Raw genomic sequence first — 25,750 nt, 5'->3', positions numbered from 1 at the left:
GATGAACGATCGCGCAGGTACCCCCGCCACCGAAGCAGATCTGATCGACGTCCCGTCGCTCATCGACGCGTACTACACGCTGAAGCCGGACGTCTCGATCCCCGAGCAGCGGGTGGTGTTCGGCACCTCCGGCCACCGCGGCTCCTCGCTGAACACCGCGTTCAACCAGGACCACATCGCCGCCACCACGCAGGCGATCGTCGAGTACCGCGCGAGCCAGGGCATCACCGGGCCGCTCTTCATCGGCTCCGACACCCACGCGCTCAGCGGGCCGGCGCAGACGACGGCCCTCGAGGTCCTGGTCGCCAACGGTGTGCGCGTCCTGGTCGACGAGTTCGACGACTTCGTCCCGACCCCCGCGCTCAGCCACGCGATCCTCAAGTACAACGCCGAGGGCAACGGCGACCAGGCGGACGGCATCGTCGTCACGCCCAGCCACAACCCGCCGGCCGACGGCGGCTTCAAGTACAACCCCCCGCACGGCGGACCTGCCGACTCCGACGCGACCTCCTGGATCGCGAACCGCGCCAACGAGCTCATCGCCGGTGGGCTGCACGACGTCAAGATGGCGGAACCGTCCGCCGTCGAGACGTACGACTTCCGCGGCAACTACGTCGACGACCTGAAGCACATCATCAACCTCGACGCCATCAAGCGCAGCGGGATCCGCATCGGCGCCGACCCCCTCGGCGGCGCGAGCGTCCACTACTGGCAGGCGATCGCCGACCGCTACGAGATCGACCTCACCGTCGTGAACCCGCACGTCGACCCGGCCTGGGCGTTCATGACGCTCGACTGGGACGGCAAGATCCGCATGGACCCGTCGTCGCCCTCCGCCATGGCGGCGCTCGTCGCACGACGCGACGAGTTCGACCTCCTCACCGGCAACGACGCCGACGCGGACCGCCACGGCATCGTCACGCCCGACGCCGGGCTCATGAACCCCAACCACTACCTCGCCGTCGCGATCGACTACCTCTACGCGAACCGGCCGGGTTGGCGCGACGACGCAGCTGTGGGCAAGACCCTCGTGTCGTCGTCGGTCGTCGACCGCGTGGCCGAGTCCCTCGGACGCCGCCTCTGGGAGGTCCCGGTCGGCTTCAAGTGGTTCGTCCCCGGTCTCGTCGACGGCTCGGTCGGCTTCGGCGGCGAGGAGAGCGCCGGCGCGAGCTTCCTCCGCTTCGACGGCTCGGTGTGGACCACCGACAAGGACGGCATCCTCCTCTGCCTGCTCGCCGCGGAGATCCTCGCCGTGACGGGCAAGACCCCTTCGGTGCTCTACCGCGAACTCACCGAGCGCTTCGGCGACCCCGTGTACGAGCGCGTCGACGCCGCGGCCTCGAAGGAACAGAAGGCGCGGCTCGGCAAGCTCGACGGCGACGCCATCACGGCGACCGAGCTCGCCGGCGACCCGATCGTCGCGAAGCTCAGCCACGCGCCGGGCAACGACGCGGCCATCGGCGGCGTCAAGGTCGTGACCGAGCACGCGTGGTTCGCCGCGCGTCCGTCCGGCACCGAGGACGTCTACAAGATCTACGCCGAGTCGTTCAAGGGCGCGGAGCACCTCAAGCTCGTCCAGGCGGAGGCGAAGCAGATCGTCGACGCCGCCCTCGGCGCCGAGGCGACCGACACTCGACGGGCTCGGTGAGCGGACACGCACTCGCCGAGCCCGTCGCCTGCATCTGAGCCTGTCGAGGGACGAGCCTGTCGAGGGACGAGCCGACCCCCGGTCCCTGAGCCTGTCGAAGGACGAGCCGACCCCCGGTCCCTGAGCCTGTCGAAGGGCTAGTTCAGGTATCCGGGAGCCGCCGGGAGCCCGAAGAACTCCTCGAGCGTCGTGACGCCCGTGTTGTGCATCTCGGTCGCGAGCGGCACGCCGATGTAGCGGTAGTGCCACGGCTCGAACGAGAAGCCGGTGACGTCGACCTTGTCGGCCGGGTACCGCAGGAGGAACCCGAAGCGGTAGGCGTTCGCGGCGAGCCACTGGCCCTCCGCCGTGTCGCCGAAGCAGGTGTTGAGCGAGCAGTTGCCGCTCTCGGCACCGATGTCCATCGTCCAGCCGGTCTGGTGCTCGCTGTAGCCGGGGCGCGCGGTCGTCGAATCGTCGGGTTCACTGTCGTACACCGACACCTGGCTCGAGTAGCTGCGGTACGCGCTGTTCGAAGCGAGCGACAGGCCGGCCTCGGCTGAAGCGGTGTCGAACAGCTGCACGATCGCGGCGGCGGCCTCGGCACGCAACAGCGGGTCCCACGTGTGGGCGACGGGGACGGACACGAGGTCCGGTGGCGTGTAGTCGACCGGGTTCAGCGGTCGGGTCTTGTTGACGACCACCCACGGGCTCAGCGGGTCGTCGATCGAGTAGGCGGCCTTGTCGAACGCCGGCGGGGCTGGGGGCGCGACCGGTACCGTCTCCGTCGGCGTCGGCGTGGGGGTCGGCGTCGGGGTGACGGACGGGGTCGCGCTCGGCGTCTTCGTGGCGGCGGCCGGGGTGGGCGTGGCGCCGCCGGCGATGTTGACGACGAGCACCACGAGCAGGATCGCGAGCGCGGCGGCCAGGACGCTCAACGCGATCACGCGGTTGCGTCGGACGCGCCGCGAAACCGGGCGTCGGTGGGAGGGCTGGTGGGCTGCGGTCACACGTCGAGCCTAACCGCGACACGGCGCATGCGCCTCTGTCACACTGTCGACAGGCTTGCACACCGGACGAGGGGCCCGACCATGACCGCAGGGACGTCAGCACACCACGCGCCGACGCACCGGAAGCACCCCCGGTTCCGTCGGCTCCTGACCGCGGCCGCCGTCGTGGTCGGTCTCGGCCTCGTCGTCGCGGTCATCGCAGCCATCACCCCGTGGCCGTCCGCGCTCCTCATCCGCTCGGTGTTCGAACGCGGCGGTGCTGCGACGGTCGCCGAGATGGAACCGTACGTCCCCGACACGAAGCTCACGGAGTTCCGCGACATCGCGTACGCGGCACCGAGCGGCGGCCGACCGCAGGTGGACACCACCCTCGACGTCTTCACCCCCGCGGACGGCACCGAGCCGCTGACCACGATCGTCTGGATCCACGGCGGTGCCTGGATCTCGGGCGAGAAGGGGAACGTCGAGCCCTACCTCCGCATCCTGGCAGCCGCGGGGTACACGACGATCGCGGTCAACTACACGATCGCTCCCGAAGCCGTCTATCCGACGGCCGTGAACCAACTCAACGACGCCCTCGCGTACATCTCGGAGCACGCCGCCGAATGGAACGGGAACCCGGACCGCCTGGTGCTCGCGGGCGACTCAGCGGGATCGCAGCTCGCCAGCCAGCTCGCCGTCCTCACGACCAACCCCGACTACGCGATGCTGTCGGGCATGACCCCTGGCATCGCCAAGGATCAGCTCGTCGGGACGATCCTCAACTGCGGGGTCTACGACCTGCCGTCGATGGCCGAGCTCGACGGCATCGGCGCCTGGGGCCTCCAGACCGCCCTCTGGGCCTACGCGGGCACGAAGGACTGGTCGGAGACGTCGACCGGCGCGCTCATGTCGACGATCGACTTCGTCACCGCCGACTTCCCGCCGACCTTCATCACCGGTGGGAACGGCGACGCCCTCACCTGGTTGCAGTCGGTCCCGATGAGCAGGGCCCTCGAAGACGCCGGCGTCGACGTCACGAAGCTGTTCTGGGCCGCGGACCACGAGCCGGCACTCCCCCACGAGTACCAGTTCCACCTCGACCTCGACGACGCCCACGTGGCACTCACGGCCACCCTGGACTACCTCGCGGCGCTCGACACCGACCTCGACGCAGCGCCGACCTCCACACCCTGACCGAAGCGGTTGCCGCGGAACTTGCGCCGGGTGTAAGTTTGCACACTACGCAAAATCCCCAACGTCGGTGCGCCTGCAAACCGGCGCGCCCAGAGTCGAACGAGACCGCATGTCATCCAGTTCCCCCGCCTCGACCGAGCCGTCGGGATCCGCCCCCGTCCTCAGCCACCGGCAGATCCTCTTCATCATCTTCGGCCTCATGGCCGGGATGTTCCTCTCTGCGCTCGACCAGACCATCGTCGGCACCTCGATGCGCACGATCGCCGACGACCTCGACGGCATGGCGCTCCAGGCGTGGGTCACCACCGCGTACCTGATCACCTCGACCGTCTCCACGCCGATCTACGGCAAGCTGTCCGACATCTTCGGCCGCCGCCCGCTGTTCATCATCGCGATCTCGATCTTCCTCATCGGCTCGCTCCTCGCCGGCATGTCCGGTTCGATGTACGAGCTGGCGATCTTCCGCGCCATCCAGGGCCTCGGCGCCGGCGGCCTCATGGCCCTGCCGCTGACGATCATGGGTGACATGCTGGCTCCGCGCGAGCGCGCCAAGTACCAGGGGTACTTCCTCGCGGTCTTCGGAGTCTCGAGCGTCATCGGCCCGCTGATCGGCGGCCTGTTCGCCGGTGCCCCCGAGCTGCTGTTCATCACCGGTTGGCGCTGGGTGTTCCTCATCAACCTGCCGATCGGCGTCATCGCGCTCGCGATCGTCCTCCGCTTCCTGCACATCCCGCACACCCGCCACAGCGTCCGCATCGACTGGTGGGGTGCCGCCACGGTCGTCCTCGCCGTCGTGCCCCTGCTGCTCGTCGCCGAGCAGGGCCGCATCTGGGGCTGGGCCTCGGCCGGGTCCATCGCCTGCTACGCCATCGGAGTCGCCGGCATCATCGGGTTCATCCTCGTCGAGCGGGCCATGGGCGACGACGCACTCATCCCGTTGAAGCTGTTCAAGAACTCGACCTTCCGGGTCGCCACGATCCTCGGTGTGCTCGTCGGGTTCGGCATGTTCGGCGCCATGATGACGGTGCCGCTGTTCCTGCAGCTCGTCGAGGGCGCGACGCCGACCGAGTCCGGTCTGCTGATGCTGCCGATGATCCTCGGCCTCATGATCTCGTCGATCGCGAGCGGCCAGATCATCGCCCGGACCGGCAAGTACAAGGCGTTCCCGATCGTCGGGACCTTCCTGCTCCTGAGCGGCTTCTTCTACTTCAGCTTCGCGACGGCGGACAAGCCGGTCTGGTGGATGATGGGCGGCATGTTGCTCGTCGGCCTCGGACTCGGCCAGCTGATGCAGACGCTGACGATCGCGAGCCAGAACGCCGTCGAGGCACGCGACATCGGGGTGGCGACGAGCTCGTCGACCTTCTTCCGTCAGATCGGTGGAACGCTGGGCACGGCCGTCATCTTCTCCGTGCTCTACACGCGACTCCCCGACACGATCGGTGCGGCGTTCAAGGACCCGACACTGCTCGCGAACGCCCAGGCTGCAGCGCAGGACCCCGCCGTGCTCTCCGATCCCGCCAACAAGGGGATCCTGGACGTGCTCTCCAAGGTGCAGTCCGGCGGCTCGGCCGGTTCCGCGCTCGACGGCGACACCTCGTTCCTCGTCGGTGCGAACCACGACCTGGCTGCGCCGTTCCTCACGGGGTTCGCGGATGCGACCGTGACCGTGTTCTGGGTGAGCTTCGCGGTGGTCGCCGTCGCGTTCGTGCTGAGCTGGTTCCTCAAGGCGCCGCCGCTGCGGGCGAAGTCCGCGCTGCAGGAGCGCACCGACGCCCAGGCCGCGGAGGACGCCGAGGACGAGTTGTCGCTCGCCGCCCAGCGTGCCGCCGAGCTGGCGGGGTCGCAGCTGTCGCCCGACACCGCGAGCAACCGCGTCGTCGATCCGTCCGCCCGTCGCTGACCGTCGTTCGTCGGTCTGCCAGCGCACCGCGCTGACGTGAGCGCGGGGTGACCGCCGCCAGCGCACCGCGCTGACGGGGTCATCCGGGTGCCAGCGCGGTGCGCTGACGTGAGCGCTGTCGAATCGGCGTCACCGCGGCCCCAGTGCGTGAGCGCACCCCTCCGGAGGGGCGCGCTCACGCCGCAGACCCGCGCTCGCGTCAGCGCACCGCGCTGGCGCCACACCCCACCCACACCCAAGACCGACATGAGAGCGCTCTCAGCAGGCGATAGCATGGGCGTGCACCCAGCCACGAGGAGCTTCGATGACGCACGCCCCCCAGCCCACCACCCGTCCGGCCCTGATCCTGCCGCCGTTCCTCTGGGGTTCCGCCACCGCGGCCGCCCAGGTCGAGGGAGCAGCACACGAGGACGGCAAGGAGGACTCCATCTGGGACGCCTTCGCCCGGGTGCCCGGCGCGATCGCCAACGGTGACGACCTCGAGGTCGCCGTCGACCACTACCACCGCACCGCCGCCGACATCGCGATCATGTCCGAGCTGGGCCTCGACGCCTACCGCTTCTCCACGAGCTGGGCGCGCATCAAGCCGGGCGACCGCGACGTCAACCCCGCCGGCCTCGACTTCTACAGCCGTCTCGTCGACCAGCTCCTCGACGCCGGCATCCTCCCCTGGCTCACCCTGTACCACTGGGACCTCCCACAGGCGCTCGAGGAACAGGGCGGCTGGACGAACCGCGACACCGCCATGCGCTTCGTCGACTACGCCGGGGCGACCTACGAGGCGCTCGGCGACCGCGTCCGGCACTGGACGACGTTCAACGAACCGTTCTGCTCCTCCCTGCTCGGTTATGCGGTCGGCGTGCATGCCCCGGGTCGCCGCGACGAGGCCGCCGCGCTCGCCGCTATCCACCACCAGCACCTCGCCCACGGCCTGGCGACCACACGCCTCCGCGAGCTCGGTGCCGAGCAGATCGGCATCACCCTCAACCTCACCAATGCGATCCCGGCGAACCCCACCGACCCGGCCCACGTCGACGCCGCCCGCCGCGTCGACGGCATCATGAACCGCATCTTCCTCGAGCCGATCGTCCTCGGTGCGTACCCGACCGACGTCGCCCAGGACCTCGAGGGCCTCGGCCTCGACACGCTCGTCCACGACGGCGACCTCGAGACCATCTCCGCCCCGATCGACTTCCTCGGCGTCAACCACTACCACGACGACCTCGTGTCGGGTCATCCTGACGACTCCGGCGCCGACGGCGGCCACTCCGGTGCGACCGAGCGCGAGGCCGGTTCTCCGTGGCTCGCCTCGCCCGACATCTCCTTCCCGAGCCGTGGACTCCCGCGCACCGCGATGGACTGGGAGGTGCACCCCGCCGGCCTCCGCACCCTGCTCGTCCGGCTCGGCCGCGAGTACCCGACGCTGCCGCCGCTGTACGTGACTGAGAACGGCGCGGCCTACGACGACGTCGTCGCGGAGGACGGCCGCATCCACGACGTCGACCGCGACGCCTTCATCCAGGACCACATCGACCAGGTGGAACTCGCGATCGCCGACGGCGCCGACGTGCGCGGCTACTTCGTCTGGTCACTGCTCGACAACTTCGAGTGGGCGTACGGCTACGACAAGCGGTTCGGCATCGTGCGGGTCGACTACGACACGCAGGAGCGCACGATCAAGGACAGCGGACTCGCGTACGCACGCCGCATCGCCGCCTCGCGTGTGGTGCCCGCCGTTGCGGAGCTTCCCTGACGCAGGAACACTCCGGCGTGTCGCGATCGAGGGGCCGCGACACGCCGGTCACCTCCTGAGGAGCGGCACCGCCCACGGACGTCCAGACGCCCGGCGATACACTGCACTCGGCACGCTCACCCGCTCGGAAGGGGACGATGATGCAGTCCGGTCAAGGGGCCCCAACGCTCGAGATGGTGGCGGCACGCGCAGGCGTCTCCCGCGCGACCGTGTCGCGCGTCGTGAACGGCTCACCGAAGGTCACGGCCGAGGTCGTCGCGGTCGTCAACGAGGCGATCGCCGCGCTCGACTACGTCCCCAACCGTGCGGCCCGCTCACTCGCCTCCCGCCGGACCCAGGTCATCGCGCTCGTCGTCCCGGAGTCGACCGCCCGGGTGTTCTCAGACCCCTTCTTCGCGTCGGTCGTGCAGGGCGTCGCCCTCGAGCTGGCGCAGACCGATTACACGTTGAACCTCCTCATCGCGACCGAGGCTGACTCCGAGAAGACCCGTCGCTACCTGCTCGGCGGCAACGTCGACGGCGCGCTCGTCGTGTCGCACCACAGCGGTGACCACTCGTACACCCGGCTCGGCCAGGAGCTCCCGATCGTGTTCGGCGGCCGGCCCATGGGTGTCGACGTCGTCGACAGCACCTACGTCGACGTCGACAACGTCGAGGGGGCGAGAACCGCCGCGCGTCACCTCATCGAGGCCGGCCGGACGCGGATCGCGACGATCGCGGGCCGTCAGGACATGCCCGGTGGTGTCGACCGACTCGCCGGGTGGCGCGCGGAGCTCGAACTCGCGGGCCTGCCGCACGATCTCGTCGAAGTGGGCGACTTCTCCCCCGCCGACGGCGCTGCCGCGATGCGTCGTCTCCTCGCCCGGGGCGTGCCCATCGACGGGCTCTTCGCCGCGAACGACCAGATGGCCGCCGGCGCCTACTCCGTCATCCGCGAGGCCGGCCTGACGATCCCCGGCGACATAGCCGTCGTGGGCTACGACGACGACCGCTACGGCGAGACGGCCGCACCGCCGCTCACGACGATCGCGCAGTCGCCCGTCGACCTCGGCGCCGAGATGGCGAGGGTCCTGGTCCGTCGCCTTGGCGGCGAGCCGGTCGAGCGCGTCACGATGATGCCGACCCGCCTCGTCCCGCGAGCCTCCGTCTGACCCTCCCCGCCAGCCCGCGAACTGTCACCAGACGACAGTTCCGGGCGCAGCGACTGTGCTGAACTGACAGTTCGCGGGCTAGGAGAGGCGTGCGCGGATGATCTCGAGCGCCTGCGGGTTCTCGTCGACGAGGACGTAACGCCGACCGAGCGCCTTCGCGACCGCCCCCGTCGTGCCGCTGCCGGCGAAGAAGTCGAGCACCCAGTCGCCCTCACGGGAGGACGCCTGCACGATGCGACGCAGGATGCCCTCCGGCTTCTGCGTCGGGTAGCCGGTCTTCTCGCGACCGGTCGGCGACACGATCGTGTGCCACCAGACGTCGGTGGGCAGCTTGCCGCGCGCCGCCTTCTCCGCGGTGACGAGCCCGGGCGCCATGTAGGGCTCGCGATCGACGGTCGCGTTGTCGAAGTGGTACCCCTTCGGGTCCTTCACGTAGACGAGGATCGTGTCGTGCTTCGTCGGCCAGCGGCTCTGCGCCTTCGCGCCGTAGTCGTAGGCCCAGATGATCTCGTTGAGGAAGCACTCCCGGCCGAAGAGGGCGTCGAGGAGCACCTTCGCGTAGTGCGCCTCGCGGTAGTCGAGGTGGAGGTAGAGGGTGCCGTCGGCGGCCAGGACGCGCCAGGCCTCGACGAGGCGCGGCTCGAGGAAGCCCCAGTAGTCGTCGAAGGCGTCGTCGAAGCGTCGGAGGTCGCCGCGGATGCGCTCGTACGCCTGCCCCTTGAAGCCGGCGAAACGGTTCACCCCCGTCTCCGCGGTGCGCACCGAGGTCGAGGAGTGGCGACGCTGCACGCGCCCGGTGTTGAACGGCGGATCGAGGTAGATGAGCGTGAACGACTCGTCGGGCAACTGCGCCACGACGTCGAGGTTGTCGCCCTCGAGGATGAGATCCGGGCCGTCCGGGGTCCATCGCAGCGGCACTTCATCGGCTGCTGCGGCGAGGGACATGTGCCTATTCTGGCAGTCCGCTGCCCGCACACCCGGGAAGGAACGATCGGGCCCGCGCGTTGTACCGCGTATGACCACGGAGTTCACCAACGAGACCGATGCCCAGCGCTACACCATGCACGTCGACGGCCAGCTGGTGAGCGTCGTCGACTACCGCATCTCGGGCGATTCGATCTCGTTCCCCCGCACTTTCACCACGCCGCCGTTCCGCGGCAAGGGGTACGCGGGCGAACTCGTCGCCTACGCGGTCGACGACGTCGAGCAGCACAGCGAACGTCGGATCGTCCCGATGTGCTGGTACGTCGGCGAGTGGTTCGACGCGCACCCCGAGCGGCAGGACCTCCTCACCCGCTCCGCCGGCTAGCCCCCGTTCACAACTCAGGGGCACTCCGGCGCGTCGCGATCGGAGGCCCGTCCTCGGCGCTGACACGCCGGACGCGTCCTGAGTTGTGAACCGCCACCAGCGCGTCACCCACCGGCCACCTGGCGGTTACGCACGGGGACTAGCGTCCCGACCATGCAGCAGCTCGTCTCGCACTACGCCCCGCCGCCCGCACTCGACCAGGTCGACGGTTACCAGGTGGTCGACGTCGACGACGACGACCCCATCCTGCTCGACGCCGCCGGCAGCCACATCGACACGTGGCGCGAGGGCTACCCGTACGCCGAGCGCATGTCGCGTGAGCAGTACGAGAGCGACAAGCGGCTGCTCCAGATCGAGCTGCTGAAGCTGCAGAACTGGATCAAGGCGAACGACCGTCGGCTGGTCGTCGTGTTCGAGGGACGCGACGCGGCCGGCAAGGGCGGCACGATCAAACGCTTCACGGAGCACCTCAACCCGCGCGGCGCCCGCGTCGTCGCACTCGAGAAGCCGACCACCCGCGAGTCCACGCAGTGGTACTTCCAGCGCTACGTCCAACACCTGCCGGCCGCCGGCGAGATCGTGCTGTTCGACCGGTCCTGGTACAACCGGGCGGGCGTCGAACGTGTGATGGGGTTCTGCACCCCGGCGCAGTACGACGAGTTCATGCGCCAGGCCCCGCTGTTCGAGCAGATGCTCGTCGGCGACGGCGTCGACCTCGTGAAGTTCTGGTTCTCCGTCTCCGCCGACGAGCAGCGCACGCGCTTCGCGATCCGCCAGGTCGACCCGGTGCGACAGTGGAAGCTCTCCCCGATGGACCTGGCCTCCCTCGACAAGTGGGGCGACTACACCCGCGCGAAGGAGGCGATGCTCGAGGCGACGGACACGACCGACGCCCCGTGGACGATCGTCAAGAGCAACGACAAGAAGCGCGCCAGGGTCGAGGCGATGCGGCACGTGCTGCACCGCTTCGACTACGACAACAAGGACCACGAGGTCGTCGGCACGCCGGACACCAACATCGTGGGGCCCGCCGCCTCGGTCTACGAACGCGGCGAGCGCAACCTCGGCGACTGAACCGGGGACGCCGGGCCGCAGCGCCCGCTATCCTCTGGATCATGCAGCCGAAACCGTCACCGTTGCGACGCCTCACCTCGTCGAGCGCGATCTACGGCACCGTCGTCTACGCCGGCCTCGTCGGCGCGTCGAGCGTGTACGAGGAGGACGACGTCGAGCAGGTGCTCATCACGAGTGCGCTGACCCTCATCGTGTTCTGGCTCGCGCACGTCTACTCGGCCGCCCTCGCGCACCACGGTGACGACCGGCACGAGGCGTTGGTGACGCTCGGAGCGTCGATCAGGCACGGGTTCCAGGAGTCGTCCGGGATGCTCCTGTCCGCCGTCCTCCCGACGATCCCGCTCGTGTTCGGCGTCGCCGGTGTGCTCAGCCATGAGCACGCCGTGATCCTGGCGTTGCAGGTGTCCACGCTGATGCTCTTCGTGCTCGGGTGCGCGGCCTTCGTGGTACGCGGGTCACGCTGGTGGTGGTGTCTCCTCGGCGGCGTCGCGACGGCCCTGTTCGGGATCGTGATCATCCTGCTCGAGGCCGGCACCCACTAGTCCGGCCCGCGACGGGTGCCGAACGGCTGGTGCCGAGCGTCCGGGACCGACCGCTCGGGAGCCCTCGCGACCTCAGCGGCGGGCGGCGAGCGCTTTCGCGGACTGCTGCGCGGCGCGACGGACCTCGCGGTCGGGGTCGCGGAGGAGTGCCTCGAGGAGCGGCTTGGCGTCCTCACCACCGACGACGGCGAGCGCCCGGGCTCCGGCTGCGCGCACGCGGGCGTGGTCGTCGCTCAGCAGTGGTGCGATCGCGGCGACGTCGCCGATGCGGCGTTCGGCGCAGACGCGTGCGGCCATCTCGCGGACGCGCCAGGCCTGGTTGCCGAGTGCTCCGACGACGGGCGCGGTCGCCGAGTCGTCCCACACGTGCAGCAGGGCGCGGGTGCCCCAGAGCTCGGGCCAGTACAGCGCGGGCGCTCCGCCGAGGATGCCCTCGGCGTGGTGGCCACCGACGACGCGGAGGAAGTCCTCGCCCTCGTAGCGACCGGCGAGGAGGGACACGCAGCGTTCGACGACCCGGGTCTCGCTCTCGGCGGCCACCGCGTCGGCGAGCCGTTGCTCGAGGGACGCCTGCGTGGCGGGGGTCGACGGGTCGGGTGTCTCGTTCTGCGCTGTCATCGTCCCCCCACCCTAGCCCGCGAGCTGTCACCAACGGTGGGTGATGCAGGCCCACACCCGCCGCTGGTGACAGTTCGCGGGCTGCGGCAGGCTACGGGACGCGGGTGAGCCAGGCGTCGGTGGCGAACTTGTCGGCGACGAGCTGCTCGGCGGCGGCGCGCTCGACATCCGTGACGTGGCCGGGGGTCGCTCCGGTGATCTCGACGAAGGTGTCCTTCATGCGATCGATGATCTCGGCCCGCGAGAGCCCGGTCTGGCTGCGGAGCGGATCGACGCGTTTGGCTGCGGAGGTCGTGCCCTTGTCGCTGAGCTTCTCCCGCCCGATGCGGAGCACCTGGGTCATGAGCTCGCCGTCCATGTCGTAGCTCATCGTGACGTGGTGCAGCACGGCGCCGTTCCCGAGCCGCTTCTGCGCGGCACCGCCGATCTTGCCCGACGGGCTCGTGATGTCGTTGAGCGGCTGGTACGTCGCCTCGATGCCGAGCGAGCGCAGGGCGACGAGCACCCAGTCGTCGAGGTAGGCGTAGGAGTCGGCGAAGGTCATGCCGTTCACGAGCTCGGCCGGGACGTAGAGCGAGTAGGTGATGATGCCGCCGCGCTGCATCATCATCGCGCCACCGCCGGAGACGCGGCGGACGACCTCGAAGCCGTTCGCCTTGGCGTTGTCGAGGTCGACCTCGTTCTTGAGCGACTGGAAGCTGCCGATGACGACGGCCGACTGGTCCCACTCCCAGATGCGGAGCGTCGGACCGCGGCGGCCCTCGCCGACCTCGTTCGTCAGGACCTCGTCGAGCGCGAGGTGGAGCTGCGGCGACACCGAGCCCTCGTGGATGAGCTGCCAGTCGTAGTCGCCCCAGCCCGTCGCCTTCGCGAGGGAGCGGCGAATGGCCGTCGCGACGGCCTCGGGCGTGAAGCCGAGGAGCACGGCGTCCTCGGGCAGCGCACCGCGGATGGCGGCGGCGAGACCTGCGGCGTCCGTGGTGGCGGGGAGGCCCGTGACGGCGCGGTCGATCAGCGCGAGCGCATCGTCGGGTTCGAGGAAGAAGTCACCCGCGAGGCGGAAGTCCGCGATGCGGTCGTCGACCACCTCGAGATCGACGACGACGAGCTTGCCACCCGGGACCTTGTACTCACCATGCATGCCCCCAGCCTATTCCTGGACGGCGTCCGGATTCCCCGGAAGGGGCGTCGAACCAGGTCAGGAGTCGAAGCCGACACCGAAGCGGTCCATGACCTTCAGGAGCAGGCCGTCGCGGCCCTCGTTCGCGTCGGAGCGGGCGACCGCGCGGCGGACGGTCTGGATGGCGGGGTTCGCGATGGGCTCCGGCGGGATGGGGATCGGCTTGGACCGGACCATCTTCAGGCGGGTCAGCTCGGTCGACTCGCCACTCAGGAGATCGAGCATGACCTTCGCACCGAACCGCGTCGCGCCGACCCCGAGTCCGGTGAAGCCGGCGCTGTAGGCGACGCGTCCGCCGAGTGCCGTGCCCTGGAACGCCGACAGCCGCGAACACATGTCGATCATGCCGCCCCACGCGTGGGTGAACCGGACGTCGAGTTGCGGGTAGGTCGTGAAGAAGTGGTCGGCGAGGGTCTCGAACGTCTCGCGGCGCTGATCATGCTCCGGCCGGATCCTGCCACCCCGGTGGTAGACCGCGTCGAAGCCGCCGTAGAGGATGCGGTCGTCGGCGGACCGGCGGGAGTAGTGGAACTCACGACTCGAATCGGCGATGCCGAAGCGGTCCGTCCACCCGATGCTCTCCAACTGCTCGACGGAGAGCGGCTCGGTCATGAGCACGTAGTCGTACACGGGGATCGTCAGGAGCTCCGTGCGCTTGAGGAGCGACGGGAAGCCGTTGGTGGCGAGCGCGACCTGCCGAGCCTGCACCCCGCCCTGCTTCGTGGTCACCGCGACGCCGTCGCCCGAGCGCCGCAGCCGGGTCGCCGGGGTGTGCTCGAAGACCCGCACACCGAGCTCGATGCATGCGCGCTTCACACCCCAGGCGAGCTTCGCCGGGTGGACGAGCGCCGTGCTCTTCCACTCGCGCTGACCGGCCAGGTAGACGGGCGAGTGCACGAGCGCCTGGACGGCCTCGCGATCGAGGAAGACGCCGTCGCCCGACACCTCGCGGAGCGCGTCCACCTGGTGCGGCTCGGTCGCGACCGTGAGCACACCGGTGTGCTCGAACTCGGCGTCGATCCCGAGGCGGTCGAGCGTGGCGACGAACTCGTCGAAGTTCTCGTCCGCCAGGCGATCGAGCTCCGGCAGTTCGTCGGCGAAGTGGCGCTCGCCGTTGTCGACGCCGTGGGTGAGGCTCTCCTCGAAGAAGCCGCCGTTCCTGCCACTCGCCGCCCAGCCGACCTCCTTGCCCTCGATGAGCACGACGTCGCGCGAGGGGTCGGCCTCCTTGGCGATGAGCGCGGTCCAGAGTCCGGAGTAGCCGCCACCGACGACCAGCAGATCCGCCGTGACCTGGCCGACGAGTCGGGGCTCCGGCGTCGGCCGATCGGGGCTGTCGAGCCAGTACGGGACCGTGCTCGCGCCCGCGAGCGACCGCGCGATGCGCTCCGCCGAGTTCCGTCTGCGGTGGCTGTAGGTGGGTCCGTCCGAGGTCACCGGGTCTCCTCTGCGTCGAGTGTGGGTGCCGCGACTGTACCCCGCGGTCCCTGAGCTTGTCGAAGGGTGGTGTCCGGGCGACTCAGGTGCGCTTGTCGAGCCACTCCACGACGTCGCGCTCGACGTCCTCGCGGTTCAGCTCGTTGAAGATCTCGTGCCGCGCCTCGGGGTAGATGACGAGCGTCACGTCCGTCAACTTCGACCGCTTCACGTATGCGTCGCGGAGGAGGGTCAGGCCGCGGACGCCACCGAGCGAGTCGTCGGATCCACCCAGGATGAGCACCGGAACCGCACGCGGCAGGCGCTTCGGCGGGCGACCGAGGAACGCGAACGCCTGGATCGGGTTCCACACGGGGGTGACGCCGATGTCGAAGTTGCGCTCGTCGGCGGCGAACGCGGCCCAGGCTGCCGGGTCACGGTTGAGCCACTCGAGACCGGTCTTCCCGGTCTTCCGCCAGCGCTTGTTGAGGTCGCCGGCGTTGATGACGCCGGGCATCGCGAGCGAGGTGCCCGAGAGGATGAGGAGCTCATAGAGGTCGTGTTCGGCGACGACCTTCTGCGCCATGAGCGAGCCCCAGCTGTGACCGAGCAACGCGAGCCGCGACTCGGGGAAGCGGGTCCGCAGGTACCGGCCGACGGCGGCGACGGCGTCGATCGCGCCCCGGGTCGTCCGCGGGCCGAGCTTGCCGAGGCCGAGGTGCTCGAGCCCCGTGCGACCGTGGCCGCGGTGGTCGTCGGCCGCGACCGTGTACCCGGCGTCGTTGAGCCGTGCGGCGAGGCGCCCGTACCGGAGGGCGTGCTCCCCCGCACCGTGGGCGATGTGCACGACGGCCCGCGGGTTCGGCACCTCCCACAGGTAGACGTAGACCGTGACGCCGTCGTCGTCGACGATCGTCTCGGTCGCATACGGTCGCGGCTCGACGGGGCGGTTCGCGTCGTCGACGGGTGGCGGGGTCTGCTCGCTCATCCCGCCAGCGTAGGCCCTCGGCCCGTCGGCGTCGCGAGTCCGTTTGCGGTTCCCGGAGGGCAGGCGTACGGTGAACGAGGCCCGAACGGCGGGCCGGCAGGTTTCGACGGAAGCGAGGTGAGCGGCCATGGCTGGTGACAGTACCCGCGCCATCGCATCGACGAACCGCCTCGCCTCCCTCACCCGGTAGGCGCTGCCACCGCCGGTGCCGAGGCGCCCTCACTCACACCTCCCCGGGTGCGATCCCCCGCGATCGCCTGCACCCGCGCGGCCGCCGCACGTTCCCGTCGATCGATGGACGGAGACCTCATGGCACTCATCGACAACGGCATCTATGTGACCGGACGGCGCTCGGCGAGCCCGCGATCGCTCGACGCGACGTACGAGCTCCTCAACGAACAGCGCGGCATGGCCTGGATCGGACTGTACCGCCCGGAACCGTCGGAGATCCGCTCCGTCGCGCAGGAGTTCGACCTGCATCCGCTCGCCGTCGAAGACGCCCTGAAGGGCCATCAGCGCGCGAAGCTCGAACGCTACGGCGACACGCTGTTCGTCGTTCTGCGTCCCGCCCGCTACCTGGACGAGGAGGAGCGGGTCGAATTCGGCGAGGTGCACCTGTTCGTCGGACCCGGGTTCGTCGTCACCGTCCGTCACGCGGAGAAGCCCGACCTCGGCCAGGTCCGGCGGCGACTCGAAGCCCGGCCCGACATCCTCGCGCTCGGCCCCGACGCCGTCCTGCACGCCGTGCTCGACCAGGTCGTCGACGGCTACGGTCCCGTCGTCGCGGGGCTCGAGAACGACATCGACGAGATCGAGGACGAGCTCTTCGGCGACGCCGCGGACGTCTCGCGTCGCATCTACGAACTGCTGCGCCAGGTCATCGCGTTCCAGCGCGCGACCACGCCCCTGCGGGCCATGCTCCACGGGCTGCTGCAGGGTGCCGACAAGTACGGTCTCGACGAGGAGCTGCGCAACGGCTTCCGCGACGTGCTCGACCACACCCTCCGGATCGCGGAGCGCGTCGACTCCTTCCGTCACCTGCTCCGGAACGCGCTCACGGTGCACGCGACGCTCATGACGCAGCAGCAGAACGAGGAGATGCGACGCCTCTCGGAGGCGAGCCTCGCGCAGAACGAGGAGTCGCGCCGGATGAGCGAGACGGCGCTGGCGCAGAACGAGGAGATCAAGCGGATCTCCTCGTGGGCGGCGATCCTCTTCGCCCCGACGCTCATCGGCACCGTCTACGGCATGAACTTCGACGACATGCCGGAGCTGCACTGGCAGTTCGGCTACCCGGTCGCGATCGGAGCGATGCTCGTCCTCTCCGGCACCCTCTACGCCATCTTCCGAGCCCGCCGCTGGCTCTGACCCCACCCCAGCCCGCGAACTGTCACCAACCGATAGTCCTGCACCCCGTGCACTGTCGGTTCGTGACCGTTCGCGGGTTTACTTAGGGTGGCTAATTTGCTAGGCTAATGAATCGTGGTAAGCGGAGCAGCGACGAAGACCAGGGCACTGACGATCGCCGAGCAGGCGTCCGAACTCCGGATGGGCACCTTCCGACTCGCGAGACGACTGCGCGGGGAGAAGTCGGTCGACGACCTCAGCGATCCGCAGTTCTCCGTCCTCGGAGGGCTCTACAAAGAGGGCTCCGCAACCCTGCGGGCACTGGCCGAACGCGACCGCGTGTCCGCGCCATCCATGAATCGCACCGTCAACTGCCTCGAAGAGGCCGGGTACGTCACCCGAGCAACCGATGCGGCCGACCGCCGGAAGGTCACCATCGCCCTCACCGAAGCGGGCCACACCACCGTCACCGAGACCGTCCGGAAACGCGACGCGTGGATCACCCAGCAGCTGCGCGCGCTCACCCCGGACGAACGCGACACCCTCGCCCGCGCAGCCGAGATCATGAGGAGACTCGCCACCCAGTGAGTGCAATGTTCCGTTCCCTGTCCAGCGTCAACTACCGCATCTGGTTCATCGGCGCCCTCGTGTCGAACGTCGGCGCCTGGATGCAGGCCACCACCCAGAACTGGGTCGTGCTGACCGACCTCACCGACAACGACGCCGTGGCCGTCGGGGCCACCATGGCCCTGCAGTTCGGGCCGCAGCTCGTCCTCGTGCCGATCACCGGTCTCATCGCCGACCGCTTCGACAAGCGGAAGATCCTCATCCTCACCCAGTCGAGCCTCATGCTCCTGGCCTTCGCCCTCGGCGCGCTGCTCATCTTCGGGCACGCCGAGCTGTGGCACATGTACCTCTTCGCGCTGGCCCTCGGCATCATCAACGCCGTGGACGGCCCGGCCCGCCAGACCTTCGTCTCCGAGCTCGTCGACGAGCACAACATGTCGAACGCCGTCGCGCTCAACTCGGCGTCCTTCAACGCGGCGCGCATGGTCGGCCCCGCCATCGCCGGCCTCCTCATCGTCGCGATCGGCTCCGGGTGGGTGTTCGTCGTGAACGCCTTCACCTTCCTCGGCGTCATCGGCGCCCTGTTGGCCCTGCGCACCGGCAACCTCCGTCGGGCGCCGCGCCCACCGCGGGCTCGAGGACAGTTCGTCGAGGGCTTCCGCTACGTCCGCGGACGGCCGGACCTCATGGTCGTCTTCGTGATCGTGTTCATCATGGGCGCGTTCGGCATGAACTTCCCGATCTTCGCCTCGACCATGGCCGTCGAGTTCGGCAAGGGCGCGGGCGAGTACGGCATCCTCTCCTCGGTGCTCGCGATCGGTTCCCTGACCGGCGCACTCCTCGCGGCGCGGCGCGCGCAGGCCCAGATGCGGATGATCGTCGGCGCGGCCGGGCTCTTCGGGGTCGCTGCGCTCACGGCCGCGTTCATGCCGAGCTACTGGTCGTTCGCAGCCGTGCTGATCCTCGTCGGCTTCTCGACGGTGACGCTCCTGACGACGGCGAACGGACTCGTGCAGACGAGCACCGAGGCCGCCGTCCGTGGCCGGGTGATGGCGCTGTACATGGCGATCCTCATGGGTGGCACCCCGATCGGCGCGCCCATCGTCGGGTGGGTGGCGAACACCTTCGGGCCGCGCTGGGCGCTCGGCCTGGGCGCGCTCGCCGGCTTCGCCGCCTGCGCCACCGGACTGGCCTACGGGGTGTTCCGTCATCACCTCCGCCTGCGCGTCGCGCCCGACTCCCGCTGGCGCCTGCAATTCACCCACGACGGGGTTGTGTCCCCGGTCACGCCGGAGGACTTCTCGGAGCAGATCGCGCTCACCTCGCCGATCCCGCTGCCGAAGCCGAAGTCGCGTGCGAAGACGGCCGAGTCGCGTCCGGAGTCGCGTCCCGAGTCATCGCCGGTCGACGAGTCGACGACCCTCACCGGCTCCCGCCGCTAGACGGTCCTCCGCTCCGACCCGCTCGGCGTTCGCAACTCCTGCATCCTGCGACCGCCGGGGCTCCCGGGCGGGCGGGGCGGCGGGCGACGCGACCGGTCGCCACCGGCAGCAGGAGTTACGAACGAGCCGCCACCGGACGGAGGCTCGGGACCCAGCACCGCAGGTCCTCGCGGTAGCGGCGGTAGGGCTCGCCGAAGCGCGCCTCGAGGTCGGCCTCTTCGACCGGCCGGACCAGCACGTTCCAGACGACGGCACCGAAGACCGCGTAGACGACCACGACCCAGGACGACAGCAGGAGTCCGACGCCGACGCCCTGGACGATACTGCCGACGGCCATCGGATTGCGGACGAAGCGATACGGCCCGGCGATGACGAGTCGGTTCGGCATCGCGGCGGGTAGCGGCGTCCCACCACCGGTCGTCGCCATCGCAGCTGCGGACCAGAGCCCGACGACGCTCCCGAGCACCAAGACGACGATGCCGGCGACGACGGCGAACTGCTCCGCACCCGGCGGCAGGGCGATCGCGACCCGCCATCGCAGCTCGAAGAAGCGCAGGACGGCGGGGATCACCGCGAGGAAGACGCCCCAGAACGCGACGATCTCGATGGCGGTCCTCACGAGTTGCGAACCGGTCGACGCCGACGCATCCGCCGGGCGGAAGGCGAACGGCCCGATGGCGATCCACGCTCTCGGGATCCCGCCGGTGAGGACGAGCGCGAGTGCCGTGACCGAGCCGACCGCGGCGCCGACCATCAGCAGGGCGCCGATCCCCGCCTCCTGGGTCACGGCCGCGAAGATCCCCAGTGACACCGTGACCAGCAGCGTCCATGCGGTCGCGAGGATCGCCGCCCATCGGATCCCGAACGCGGCGAGCGCCGAGGCGACGACGAAGAGCGGGACGTCGAGCACGGCCGTGACGACGGGGTCGAGGCTGCCGAGCGTCGCCGCACGGACGGGCGGGACGAGGAACACCGACACCCACCACGCAGCACCGGCGAGGGCCTGCACCGCGAAGTACCAGCGCCCCCAGCGCTCGGCGCTCATGTGATCGTCGGCGTCGGGGTCGGGGTCGGCGGGGTCATCGGCGCCGACGGGCGATGAGCCACGCGACGAAGCGCCACCCCAGGAGGAGTGCTGCGAGGACGAGGACGGTCACGATGACGAAGCTGAGTTGGACGCCCTGGCCGGAGACCGCGCGCAGCACCATTCCGACGACGACGGTCGACACCCAGACGACGACGCCGGCCCAGCGGACGGAGCGGGTCTCGCGCTGACCGAGGACGAGCGCGAGGACGTGTCCGACGAGGAGTCCGACGGCGAACGGCCACAGCGTCACGAGGAGTCCGAGGATGCCTTCGCCGTGGCTGGCGCGGCCGATGAGGACGAACACGATGACGGCGAGGAGGTCGATGCCGACGGTCGCGGCGAATCCGGCGGGGGTCCTGCTGGGGCGGTCCATCCCCTCACCCTATTGGCGTCGCGGCCGCCCTCCCTGGAGGGTGGCCGCATGGCGCGCTGCGGGGCCTGTCGCCCGGTGCCGTCGCTGGCTACGATGTCGCTGACACCCGATCGACGAAGGAGCCGTCATGTCGTTCCAGGCCTATCTCGATGCCGCCGAGGCGAAGACCGGTAAGACCCCGCGCGAGCTCGTCGACGAAGCGCACTCCCGCGGCTTCGACGCGTCGACGAAGGCCGGTGAGATCCTCGAGTGGCTGAAGGCGGACTACGAGCTCGGCCGGGGCCATGGGATGGCGCTCGTGCACGTCATCAAGAACGGTCCGTCGATCAGCGAGAAGCACGTCGGCACCGACGGGGTGCACCGCGACCAGTCGACCGAGCTCTGGCTCGACGGAGCGGCGACGAAGCCCGCCGTCCCCTGACTCCCGGGTTGCTGCCAGCGCGGTGCGCTCGCGTGAGCGCGGGTCTGTGGCGTGAGCGCGCCCCTCTGGAGACCCGCGGTCACCCGCCAGACCCGCGCTGAAGCCTGAACACCGCCGCTCGCGTCAGCGCACCGCGCTGGGCCCGGGACACCGACATTCGCGTCAGCGCACCGCGCTGGCGGACGGACACATCGCTCAATACCAGAAGATCGGGATCCAGTCGCGGTGGTGGGCGTGGACGATCGCAAGGAAGACGATCGCGTCGAAGAGCAGGTGCACCGCGAGGATGTACCCGAGCGACCGCGTCTTCGAGAACAGGTACCCCTGGAGGAGTGCGAAGGGGAAGGTCAGGAGCGGGCCCCATGAGCGGTAACCCAGTTCCCAGAGGAACGAGACGAAGATGACGGCCTGCAGCAGGTTGGCCTGCCAGACCGGGAAGTGCCGGCGCAGCAGGGCGAAGCAGGTGCAGATGAAGAACAGCTCGTCCCACGTGCCGACCGCGTTGACGCCGACGAAGAACCGGCCGAGTTCCCCGGCGTCGCTGATCACCGGCCAGTTCTCGTAGGCACCGGAGCGGATGAAGTAGAACGGGAGGATCGCCCAGCCGAGCAGCGGGACGGCGAAGAGGTAGGCGATCTCGCCCTTCGTCTTCTTCTCGCGGCTGCGCCAGGGGAAGGTGATCGCCTTCCGCCGGTAGACGAATCGGTCGATGAGGAACGGGACGCCGACCGCCAGCAGGAGGACGGTGCCGATGCGGAAGAAGCTCGGCCAGGAGACGTCCGCTTCCACGGACGTGGTCGAGACGATCCCGATGCCGATCGCGATGAGGAACAGGTCCTTCGCGAGGTCGCGGTCGATGAGGATCGCGGTCGCGAGCGCGGCGACGAGGAGCGGGTAGCCGGCGAGCGGCTGCATGAGGCCGAAGAGGCAGAACGCGGACGCGGCGAGCAGCACCGCGGGGATCAGCTTCATCGGGCGGCGGGCCGGGACGATCATCTCGGTCTGCATGCCGTCGATCCTACGGGTGCCGGCGCGGTGCGCTGAGGCGAGCGCGGGCTTGTAGGCGTCGGCGCGGTGCACTGACGCGAGAGCACCCGAACGGGCGCGACCGCGTGGCCTGCGCGTGAGCGCGACCCTCCGGAGACCCGCGCTCACGCGCATGACCCGCGCTCACGTCAGCGCACCGCGCTGGCGCATCCACCGAGGAGGGCGTCCCGGCGGTGGAGCCGGCTCAGGCCTCTCGGGTGATCTCGACCTTCACGAAGAGCTTCGAGCGGTAGGGGCCCGCGTACACCCCACGGAGCGGGGAGACGTCACCGTAGTCACGACCCCGCCCGATGAGGACGTGACGCTCGCCCACGTCGACCATGTTGGTCGGGTCGAACCCGCGCCAGTCACCGCAGAACCACTCGACCCACGCGTGTGACTCCCCCGTCACCGTCTCGCCGATCGCCGCGTGCGGCTTCGGGTGCAGGTACCCCGACACGTAGCGGGCCGGGATCCCGACCGAACGCAGCGCCCCGAGGACGATGTGCGTGATGTCCTGACAGACGCCCTTGCGGTTCGCCCACGCCTCGGCAGCGGTCGAGTACACGCTCGTGACGCCCTGCACGTAGTCCATCTGCTCGCCGATCTCCCGACTGATGGCCATCGCGGCCTCGCACGGGCTCTCGTAGCGGTCGGCGATGGTCCGGGCGAGCTCGACGAGGTCGTCCGGCGGGGTCGTGCGGCGCGTCTGTTCCAGGTGCTCCACCCGCGTCACGGCGGCCTGGGTCGCGATGTCGAGCTGCTCCCAGCCCGTCGGGTGCGGTTCGTGCTGGCGCGGCCGGACCTCGACGAGGCTCGTCGCCGTGAGCGAGAGCTCGTCGTGCGGCGTCAGCACCTCGAACGCCGAGACCTTCATGCCCCAGTAGTCGGTGTACGTCGACTGCGACGCCCCCGGCTGGATGTCGATGTGCGAGTACAGGACGTACTGGTCCTCGGTCGTCACCGGCAGCATGCGCGCCTCGTTGTACGACGCGTTGACCTTGCCGCCGTAGGAGAAGCCGGTGCTGTGCTTGATGTGGAGCCGGGTCATGAGTTCTCTCCGATCCACGCGGGCACCGCATGAGTGGGGAAGTAGCGTTCGCGGATCGCCTCCGACACCTGGCTGGTGACGTTCTGCACGGCGTCCATCCGACCGGGGAGGTCGACGAGCGTGTCCTGGATGGGCCGGTATTCGAGGTCGCTGCGGATCTGCCCGAGCAGGCGCTGGGCGGAATCAACCGTCCCGACGCGGCCTCGGCGCGGTTCGAGGTCGCGCATGCACTCCTCGGCCCGGCTGATGGAGAACATGACCGACCGGGGGAAGAGCTGGTCGAGCAGCAGGAACTCGGCCGCGTTCTTCGCGCTCGGCATGCCGCGGTACGTGCGCAGGTAGGCCTCGTAGGCGCCGCAGGAGCGGAGGATCGTCGTCCAGGACGGGCCACTCGCCTCGGTGAGCGACCGCGTCGCCAGGAGTCGGGCGGTCATGTCGGCGCGTTCGAGGCTGCGACCGAGGGTGAAGAAGCGCCAGGCGTCGTCACGACTCGTGGCGGAGTCGACGATGCCGACGGCGAGGGCCGAGCGCTCGCGCACCCAGCCGAAGAACTCGTGCACCTTGTCGCTCGCGACGCGGCGCGGCATCCGGGCACGCGTCGTGTTGAGGCACTCCCAGAGCTCGGTCGACACGATCTCGCGGGCACGTCGGGCGTTCTCGCGGGCGGCGCCGAGGGAGTAGGCGATCGACGCCGGGTGCGTGCGGTCGACGGCGAGCTGTGCGAGGACGTCCTGGCGGGTGAGCTCCTGGTCGGCGGGCGCGTCGCTGCCCATGACGGAGAGCAGCGACCGGCAGGCGGTGTCCTCGTCGATCCACGGGTCCTCGAGCAGCAACTGCAGGTGGACGTCGAGGATGCGCGCGGTACCGTCGCTGCGTTCGATGTAGCGGCCGATCCAGAAGAGGCTCTCGGCGATGCGGCTCAGCATGATGCGTCCTCCCGCCCTTCGACAAGCTCAGGGTCCGGGGAGTCGAGCACCGGAGGCGAGAGCGTCTGCTGCTGTTGCTCCTGCTGGTCCTGGTTCCCGGCCGGACGGTCCTGGGGCGAGTGCTCCGGGGTCGTGCCGTGGTCGTAGATGATCGGGATCGACGTCGTCTCGGTCGTGGCCTGCTCGGCGACGAGACCCTGGATGTCGTGCGAGGAGGCCTCCGGCGCCGCATTGGGATCGAACGGACGTCCGACGACCCAGGTGTCCTTCGAGCCGCCGCCCTGGCTGGAGTTCACGACCAGCTGGCCCTCCGGCAGGGCGACGCGCGTCAGACCGCCGGGCAGCACCCAGACGTCGTTGCCGTCGTTGACCGCGAAGGGTCGCAGGTCGGCGTGGCGGGGACGCATGCCGTCCTCGACGAGCGTCGGGATGGTGGAGAGCATGACGACCGGCTGCGCGATCCAGCCGCGCGGGTCCTCCTGCAGCTTCGTCTTGAGCGTCGCGAGCTCCTCCTTCGACGCGTCCGGGCCCACGACGAGCCCCTTGCCGCCGGAACCGTCGACGGGCTTGATGACGAGCTCGTCGAGGCGGTCGAGCACCTCTTCGAGAGCGAGCGGGTCCTCGAGCCGCCAGGTGTCGACGTTCGGGAGGATCGCGTCCTCGGCGAGGTAGTACTTGATGAGGTCGGGCAGGTACGTGTAGACGAGTTTGTCGTCGGCGACACCGTTCCCGACCGCGTTCGCGATGGTCACGTTGCCGAGGCGCGCGGCGAGCATGAGCCCGGGCGAACCGAGCATGGAGTCGGCGCGGAACGACAGCGGGTCGAGGAACTCGTCGTCGACGCGGCGGTAGATGACGTCGACGCGGGTGGGCCCGGCGGTCGTGCGCATGAAGACCTTGCCGCCGGAGCAGAAGAGGTCGCGGCCCTCGACGAGCTCGACGCCCATGAGGCGCGCGAGCAGCGTGTGCTCGAAGTACGCGGAGTTGTACACGCCGGGCGTGAGGACGACGACGTTCGGGTCCTCGACGCCGGGCGGGGCCGACGCACGCAGCGCCTGCAGGAGCTTGTTGGGGTAGTCACCGACCGGACGGACACGCATCGAGACGAACAGCTCGGGGAGCGTCTGCGCCATCACGCGACGGTTGGAGATGACGTAGCTGACGCCGGACGGCACCCGGACGTTGTCCTCGAGGACGCGCATCTGACCGTGCTCGTCGCGGATGAGGTCGATCCCGGAGACCTGGATGCGGACGCCGTTCGCAGCCTGGATCCCGTAGGCCTGCCGGTGGAAGTGCGACGACGAGGAGATGAGCTTCGCGGGGATGACGCCGTCACGTACGGCGAGCTGCGGGCCGTAGACGTCGGCGAGGAAGGCCTCGAGCGCTTTGACGCGCTGCTTGATGCCGGCCTCGACCTGCGTCCACTCCTGCTGCTCGATCACCCTCGGGACCGCGTCGAGCGGGAACGGGCGCTCCTCCCCGGCGAAGTCGAAGGTGACGCCCTGCGCGAGGTAGGAGCTGGCGAGGGCGTCGGTGCGGCCTCGGAGCTCCTCCTGCGTCATCCGTGCGAGGGAGCTGTAGATCTCCTGATACGCCCGCCTGGCGGTCGCACCACCCGCGTGTTCCGCCGCCTCGCCGAACATCTCGTCGAAGGCGGGAACGCCGCCCGGAGTCTTGCGCGGGGCGAGCGTGCCGCCATAGCCGTTGAACAGGTCACCCATGGGCCGACTCTACCGGGACACATGTTGCCGGGGTGTTTCGGA

General features: G+C 69.7%; 24 protein-coding genes. 12 read left to right on the top strand and 12 right to left on the bottom strand.

Annotation, left to right across the window (positions count from 1 at the left end):
* Position 1: 1 nt before the first annotated feature.
* A complete protein-coding gene (gene pgm, locus ITJ62_RS13240) occupies positions 2 to 1,648 on the top strand; it encodes a phosphoglucomutase (alpha-D-glucose-1,6-bisphosphate-dependent) (protein WP_194602929.1) in 1,647 nt (548 codons plus the stop codon).
* Between the two features lie 137 nt (positions 1,649 to 1,785).
* On the opposite strand, the gene ITJ62_RS13235 is transcribed toward pgm, so the two are convergent.
* Complete coding sequence (locus tag ITJ62_RS13235) at positions 1,786 to 2,637, bottom strand: M15 family metallopeptidase (RefSeq protein ID WP_071260628.1); 852 nt, start codon at positions 2,635 to 2,637, stop codon at positions 1,786 to 1,788.
* A gap of 81 nt (positions 2,638 to 2,718) precedes the next feature.
* On the opposite strand from ITJ62_RS13235, the gene ITJ62_RS13230 reads away from it, so the two are divergent.
* The 4 genes from ITJ62_RS13230 to ITJ62_RS13215 all read left to right on the top strand — a co-directional run bounded on the left by ITJ62_RS13230 (position 2,719) and on the right by ITJ62_RS13215 (position 8,620).
* Positions 2,719 to 3,813, top strand: a complete 1,095-nt coding sequence (locus ITJ62_RS13230; protein ID WP_194602926.1) for an alpha/beta hydrolase — start codon at positions 2,719 to 2,721, stop codon at positions 3,811 to 3,813.
* A 109-nt stretch (positions 3,814 to 3,922) separates the two neighbouring features.
* Positions 3,923 to 5,716: an MDR family MFS transporter gene (locus ITJ62_RS13225; protein ID WP_137244142.1), complete on the top strand. Its 1,794-nt coding sequence runs from the start codon at positions 3,923 to 3,925 to the stop codon at positions 5,714 to 5,716.
* Between the two features lie 304 nt (positions 5,717 to 6,020).
* The gene (locus ITJ62_RS13220; protein WP_194602923.1) at positions 6,021 to 7,469 is read left to right on the top strand and encodes a GH1 family beta-glucosidase; all 1,449 of its coding nucleotides are present in this window, start codon (positions 6,021 to 6,023) and stop codon (positions 7,467 to 7,469) included.
* Positions 7,470 to 7,606: 137 nt separating this feature from the next.
* Entirely contained in the window at positions 7,607 to 8,620 is a 1,014-nt protein-coding gene (locus tag ITJ62_RS13215) for a LacI family DNA-binding transcriptional regulator (RefSeq protein ID WP_194602920.1), read from the top strand.
* Positions 8,621 to 8,698: 78 nt separating this feature from the next.
* Here ITJ62_RS13215 and ITJ62_RS13210 read toward each other — a convergent pair whose 3' ends face one another.
* The gene (locus tag ITJ62_RS13210; protein ID WP_194602917.1) at positions 8,699 to 9,565 is read right to left on the bottom strand and encodes a site-specific DNA-methyltransferase; all 867 of its coding nucleotides are present in this window, start codon (positions 9,563 to 9,565) and stop codon (positions 8,699 to 8,701) included.
* 70 nt (positions 9,566 to 9,635) lie between these two features.
* On the opposite strand from ITJ62_RS13210, the gene ITJ62_RS13205 reads away from it, so the two are divergent.
* The 3 genes from ITJ62_RS13205 (at position 9,636) to ITJ62_RS13195 (ending at position 11,545) form a co-directional block, all read left to right on the top strand.
* Complete coding sequence (locus ITJ62_RS13205) at positions 9,636 to 9,929, top strand: GNAT family N-acetyltransferase (protein ID WP_194602914.1); 294 nt, start codon at positions 9,636 to 9,638, stop codon at positions 9,927 to 9,929.
* A 153-nt stretch (positions 9,930 to 10,082) separates the two neighbouring features.
* A complete protein-coding gene (gene ppk2, locus ITJ62_RS13200; protein WP_194602911.1) occupies positions 10,083 to 11,003 on the top strand; it encodes a polyphosphate kinase 2 in 921 nt (306 codons plus the stop codon).
* A 41-nt stretch (positions 11,004 to 11,044) separates the two neighbouring features.
* A complete protein-coding gene (locus ITJ62_RS13195; protein WP_079706439.1) occupies positions 11,045 to 11,545 on the top strand; it encodes a hypothetical protein in 501 nt (166 codons plus the stop codon).
* Between the two features lie 72 nt (positions 11,546 to 11,617).
* On the opposite strand, the gene ITJ62_RS13190 is transcribed toward ITJ62_RS13195, so the two are convergent.
* The 4 genes from ITJ62_RS13190 to ITJ62_RS13175 all read right to left on the bottom strand — a co-directional run bounded on the left by ITJ62_RS13190 (position 11,618) and on the right by ITJ62_RS13175 (position 15,747).
* Positions 11,618 to 12,163, bottom strand: a complete 546-nt coding sequence (locus ITJ62_RS13190) for a HEAT repeat domain-containing protein (RefSeq protein WP_079706438.1) — start codon at positions 12,161 to 12,163, stop codon at positions 11,618 to 11,620.
* Between the two features lie 91 nt (positions 12,164 to 12,254).
* Positions 12,255 to 13,304: a biotin/lipoate A/B protein ligase family protein gene (locus ITJ62_RS13185; RefSeq protein ID WP_194602908.1), complete on the bottom strand. Its 1,050-nt coding sequence runs from the start codon at positions 13,302 to 13,304 to the stop codon at positions 12,255 to 12,257.
* Positions 13,305 to 13,361: 57 nt separating this feature from the next.
* The gene (locus ITJ62_RS13180; RefSeq protein WP_370581913.1) at positions 13,362 to 14,780 is read right to left on the bottom strand and encodes an NAD(P)/FAD-dependent oxidoreductase; all 1,419 of its coding nucleotides are present in this window, start codon (positions 14,778 to 14,780) and stop codon (positions 13,362 to 13,364) included.
* An 82-nt stretch (positions 14,781 to 14,862) separates the two neighbouring features.
* Positions 14,863 to 15,747: an alpha/beta hydrolase gene (locus ITJ62_RS13175; RefSeq protein ID WP_194602905.1), complete on the bottom strand. Its 885-nt coding sequence runs from the start codon at positions 15,745 to 15,747 to the stop codon at positions 14,863 to 14,865.
* Between the two features lie 309 nt (positions 15,748 to 16,056).
* Here ITJ62_RS13175 and ITJ62_RS13170 point away from each other — a divergent pair, with 309 nt between their 5' ends.
* The 3 genes from ITJ62_RS13170 to ITJ62_RS13160 all read left to right on the top strand — a co-directional run bounded on the left by ITJ62_RS13170 (position 16,057) and on the right by ITJ62_RS13160 (position 19,103).
* A complete protein-coding gene (locus tag ITJ62_RS13170) occupies positions 16,057 to 17,115 on the top strand; it encodes a magnesium and cobalt transport protein CorA (protein ID WP_064295772.1) in 1,059 nt (352 codons plus the stop codon).
* Positions 17,116 to 17,229: 114 nt separating this feature from the next.
* On the top strand, positions 17,230 to 17,682 hold the full coding sequence (locus tag ITJ62_RS13165) for a MarR family winged helix-turn-helix transcriptional regulator (protein ID WP_370581912.1): 453 nt from the start codon (positions 17,230 to 17,232) through the stop codon (positions 17,680 to 17,682).
* Positions 17,683 to 17,687: 5 nt separating this feature from the next.
* A complete protein-coding gene (locus ITJ62_RS13160; RefSeq protein WP_194602903.1) occupies positions 17,688 to 19,103 on the top strand; it encodes an MFS transporter in 1,416 nt (471 codons plus the stop codon).
* Between the two features lie 115 nt (positions 19,104 to 19,218).
* Here the strand turns inward: ITJ62_RS13160 and ITJ62_RS13155 are convergent, their stop codons facing one another.
* On the bottom strand, positions 19,219 to 20,148 hold the full coding sequence (locus ITJ62_RS13155) for an isoprenylcysteine carboxylmethyltransferase family protein (RefSeq protein ID WP_194602900.1): 930 nt from the start codon (positions 20,146 to 20,148) through the stop codon (positions 19,219 to 19,221).
* Between the two features lie 34 nt (positions 20,149 to 20,182).
* Entirely contained in the window at positions 20,183 to 20,563 is a 381-nt protein-coding gene (locus ITJ62_RS13150) for a DUF3054 domain-containing protein (RefSeq protein ID WP_064295756.1), read from the bottom strand.
* Between the two features lie 127 nt (positions 20,564 to 20,690).
* Between ITJ62_RS13150 and ITJ62_RS13145 the strand changes: the two genes are divergently transcribed.
* Positions 20,691 to 20,984, top strand: a complete 294-nt coding sequence (locus ITJ62_RS13145) for a DUF4287 domain-containing protein (RefSeq protein WP_194602897.1) — start codon at positions 20,691 to 20,693, stop codon at positions 20,982 to 20,984.
* A gap of 195 nt (positions 20,985 to 21,179) precedes the next feature.
* Here the strand turns inward: ITJ62_RS13145 and ITJ62_RS13140 are convergent, their stop codons facing one another.
* The 4 genes from ITJ62_RS13140 to ITJ62_RS13125 all read right to left on the bottom strand — a co-directional run bounded on the left by ITJ62_RS13140 (position 21,180) and on the right by ITJ62_RS13125 (position 25,708).
* Positions 21,180 to 21,992: a CPBP family intramembrane glutamic endopeptidase gene (locus ITJ62_RS13140; protein ID WP_079706990.1), complete on the bottom strand. Its 813-nt coding sequence runs from the start codon at positions 21,990 to 21,992 to the stop codon at positions 21,180 to 21,182.
* Positions 21,993 to 22,215: 223 nt separating this feature from the next.
* Complete coding sequence (locus ITJ62_RS13135; RefSeq protein WP_191941977.1) at positions 22,216 to 23,061, bottom strand: transglutaminase family protein; 846 nt, start codon at positions 23,059 to 23,061, stop codon at positions 22,216 to 22,218.
* Positions 23,058 to 23,987: an alpha-E domain-containing protein gene (locus ITJ62_RS13130; protein WP_064295753.1), complete on the bottom strand. Its 930-nt coding sequence runs from the start codon at positions 23,985 to 23,987 to the stop codon at positions 23,058 to 23,060. The genes ITJ62_RS13135 and ITJ62_RS13130 overlap by 4 nt, the downstream gene beginning before the upstream one ends.
* A complete protein-coding gene (locus tag ITJ62_RS13125) occupies positions 23,981 to 25,708 on the bottom strand; it encodes a circularly permuted type 2 ATP-grasp protein (protein WP_194602895.1) in 1,728 nt (575 codons plus the stop codon). The genes ITJ62_RS13130 and ITJ62_RS13125 overlap by 7 nt, the downstream gene beginning before the upstream one ends.
* Between the last annotated feature and the right edge of the window lie 42 nt (positions 25,709 to 25,750).

This window comes from Plantibacter sp. VKM Ac-2876 (assembly GCF_015350715.1).
Classification (GTDB): Bacteria; Actinomycetota; Actinomycetes; order Actinomycetales; family Microbacteriaceae; genus Plantibacter; species Plantibacter auratus.
Note: the sequence above shows the minus strand (reverse complement) of the source record. Positions and strands in the feature narration are given on the sequence as shown.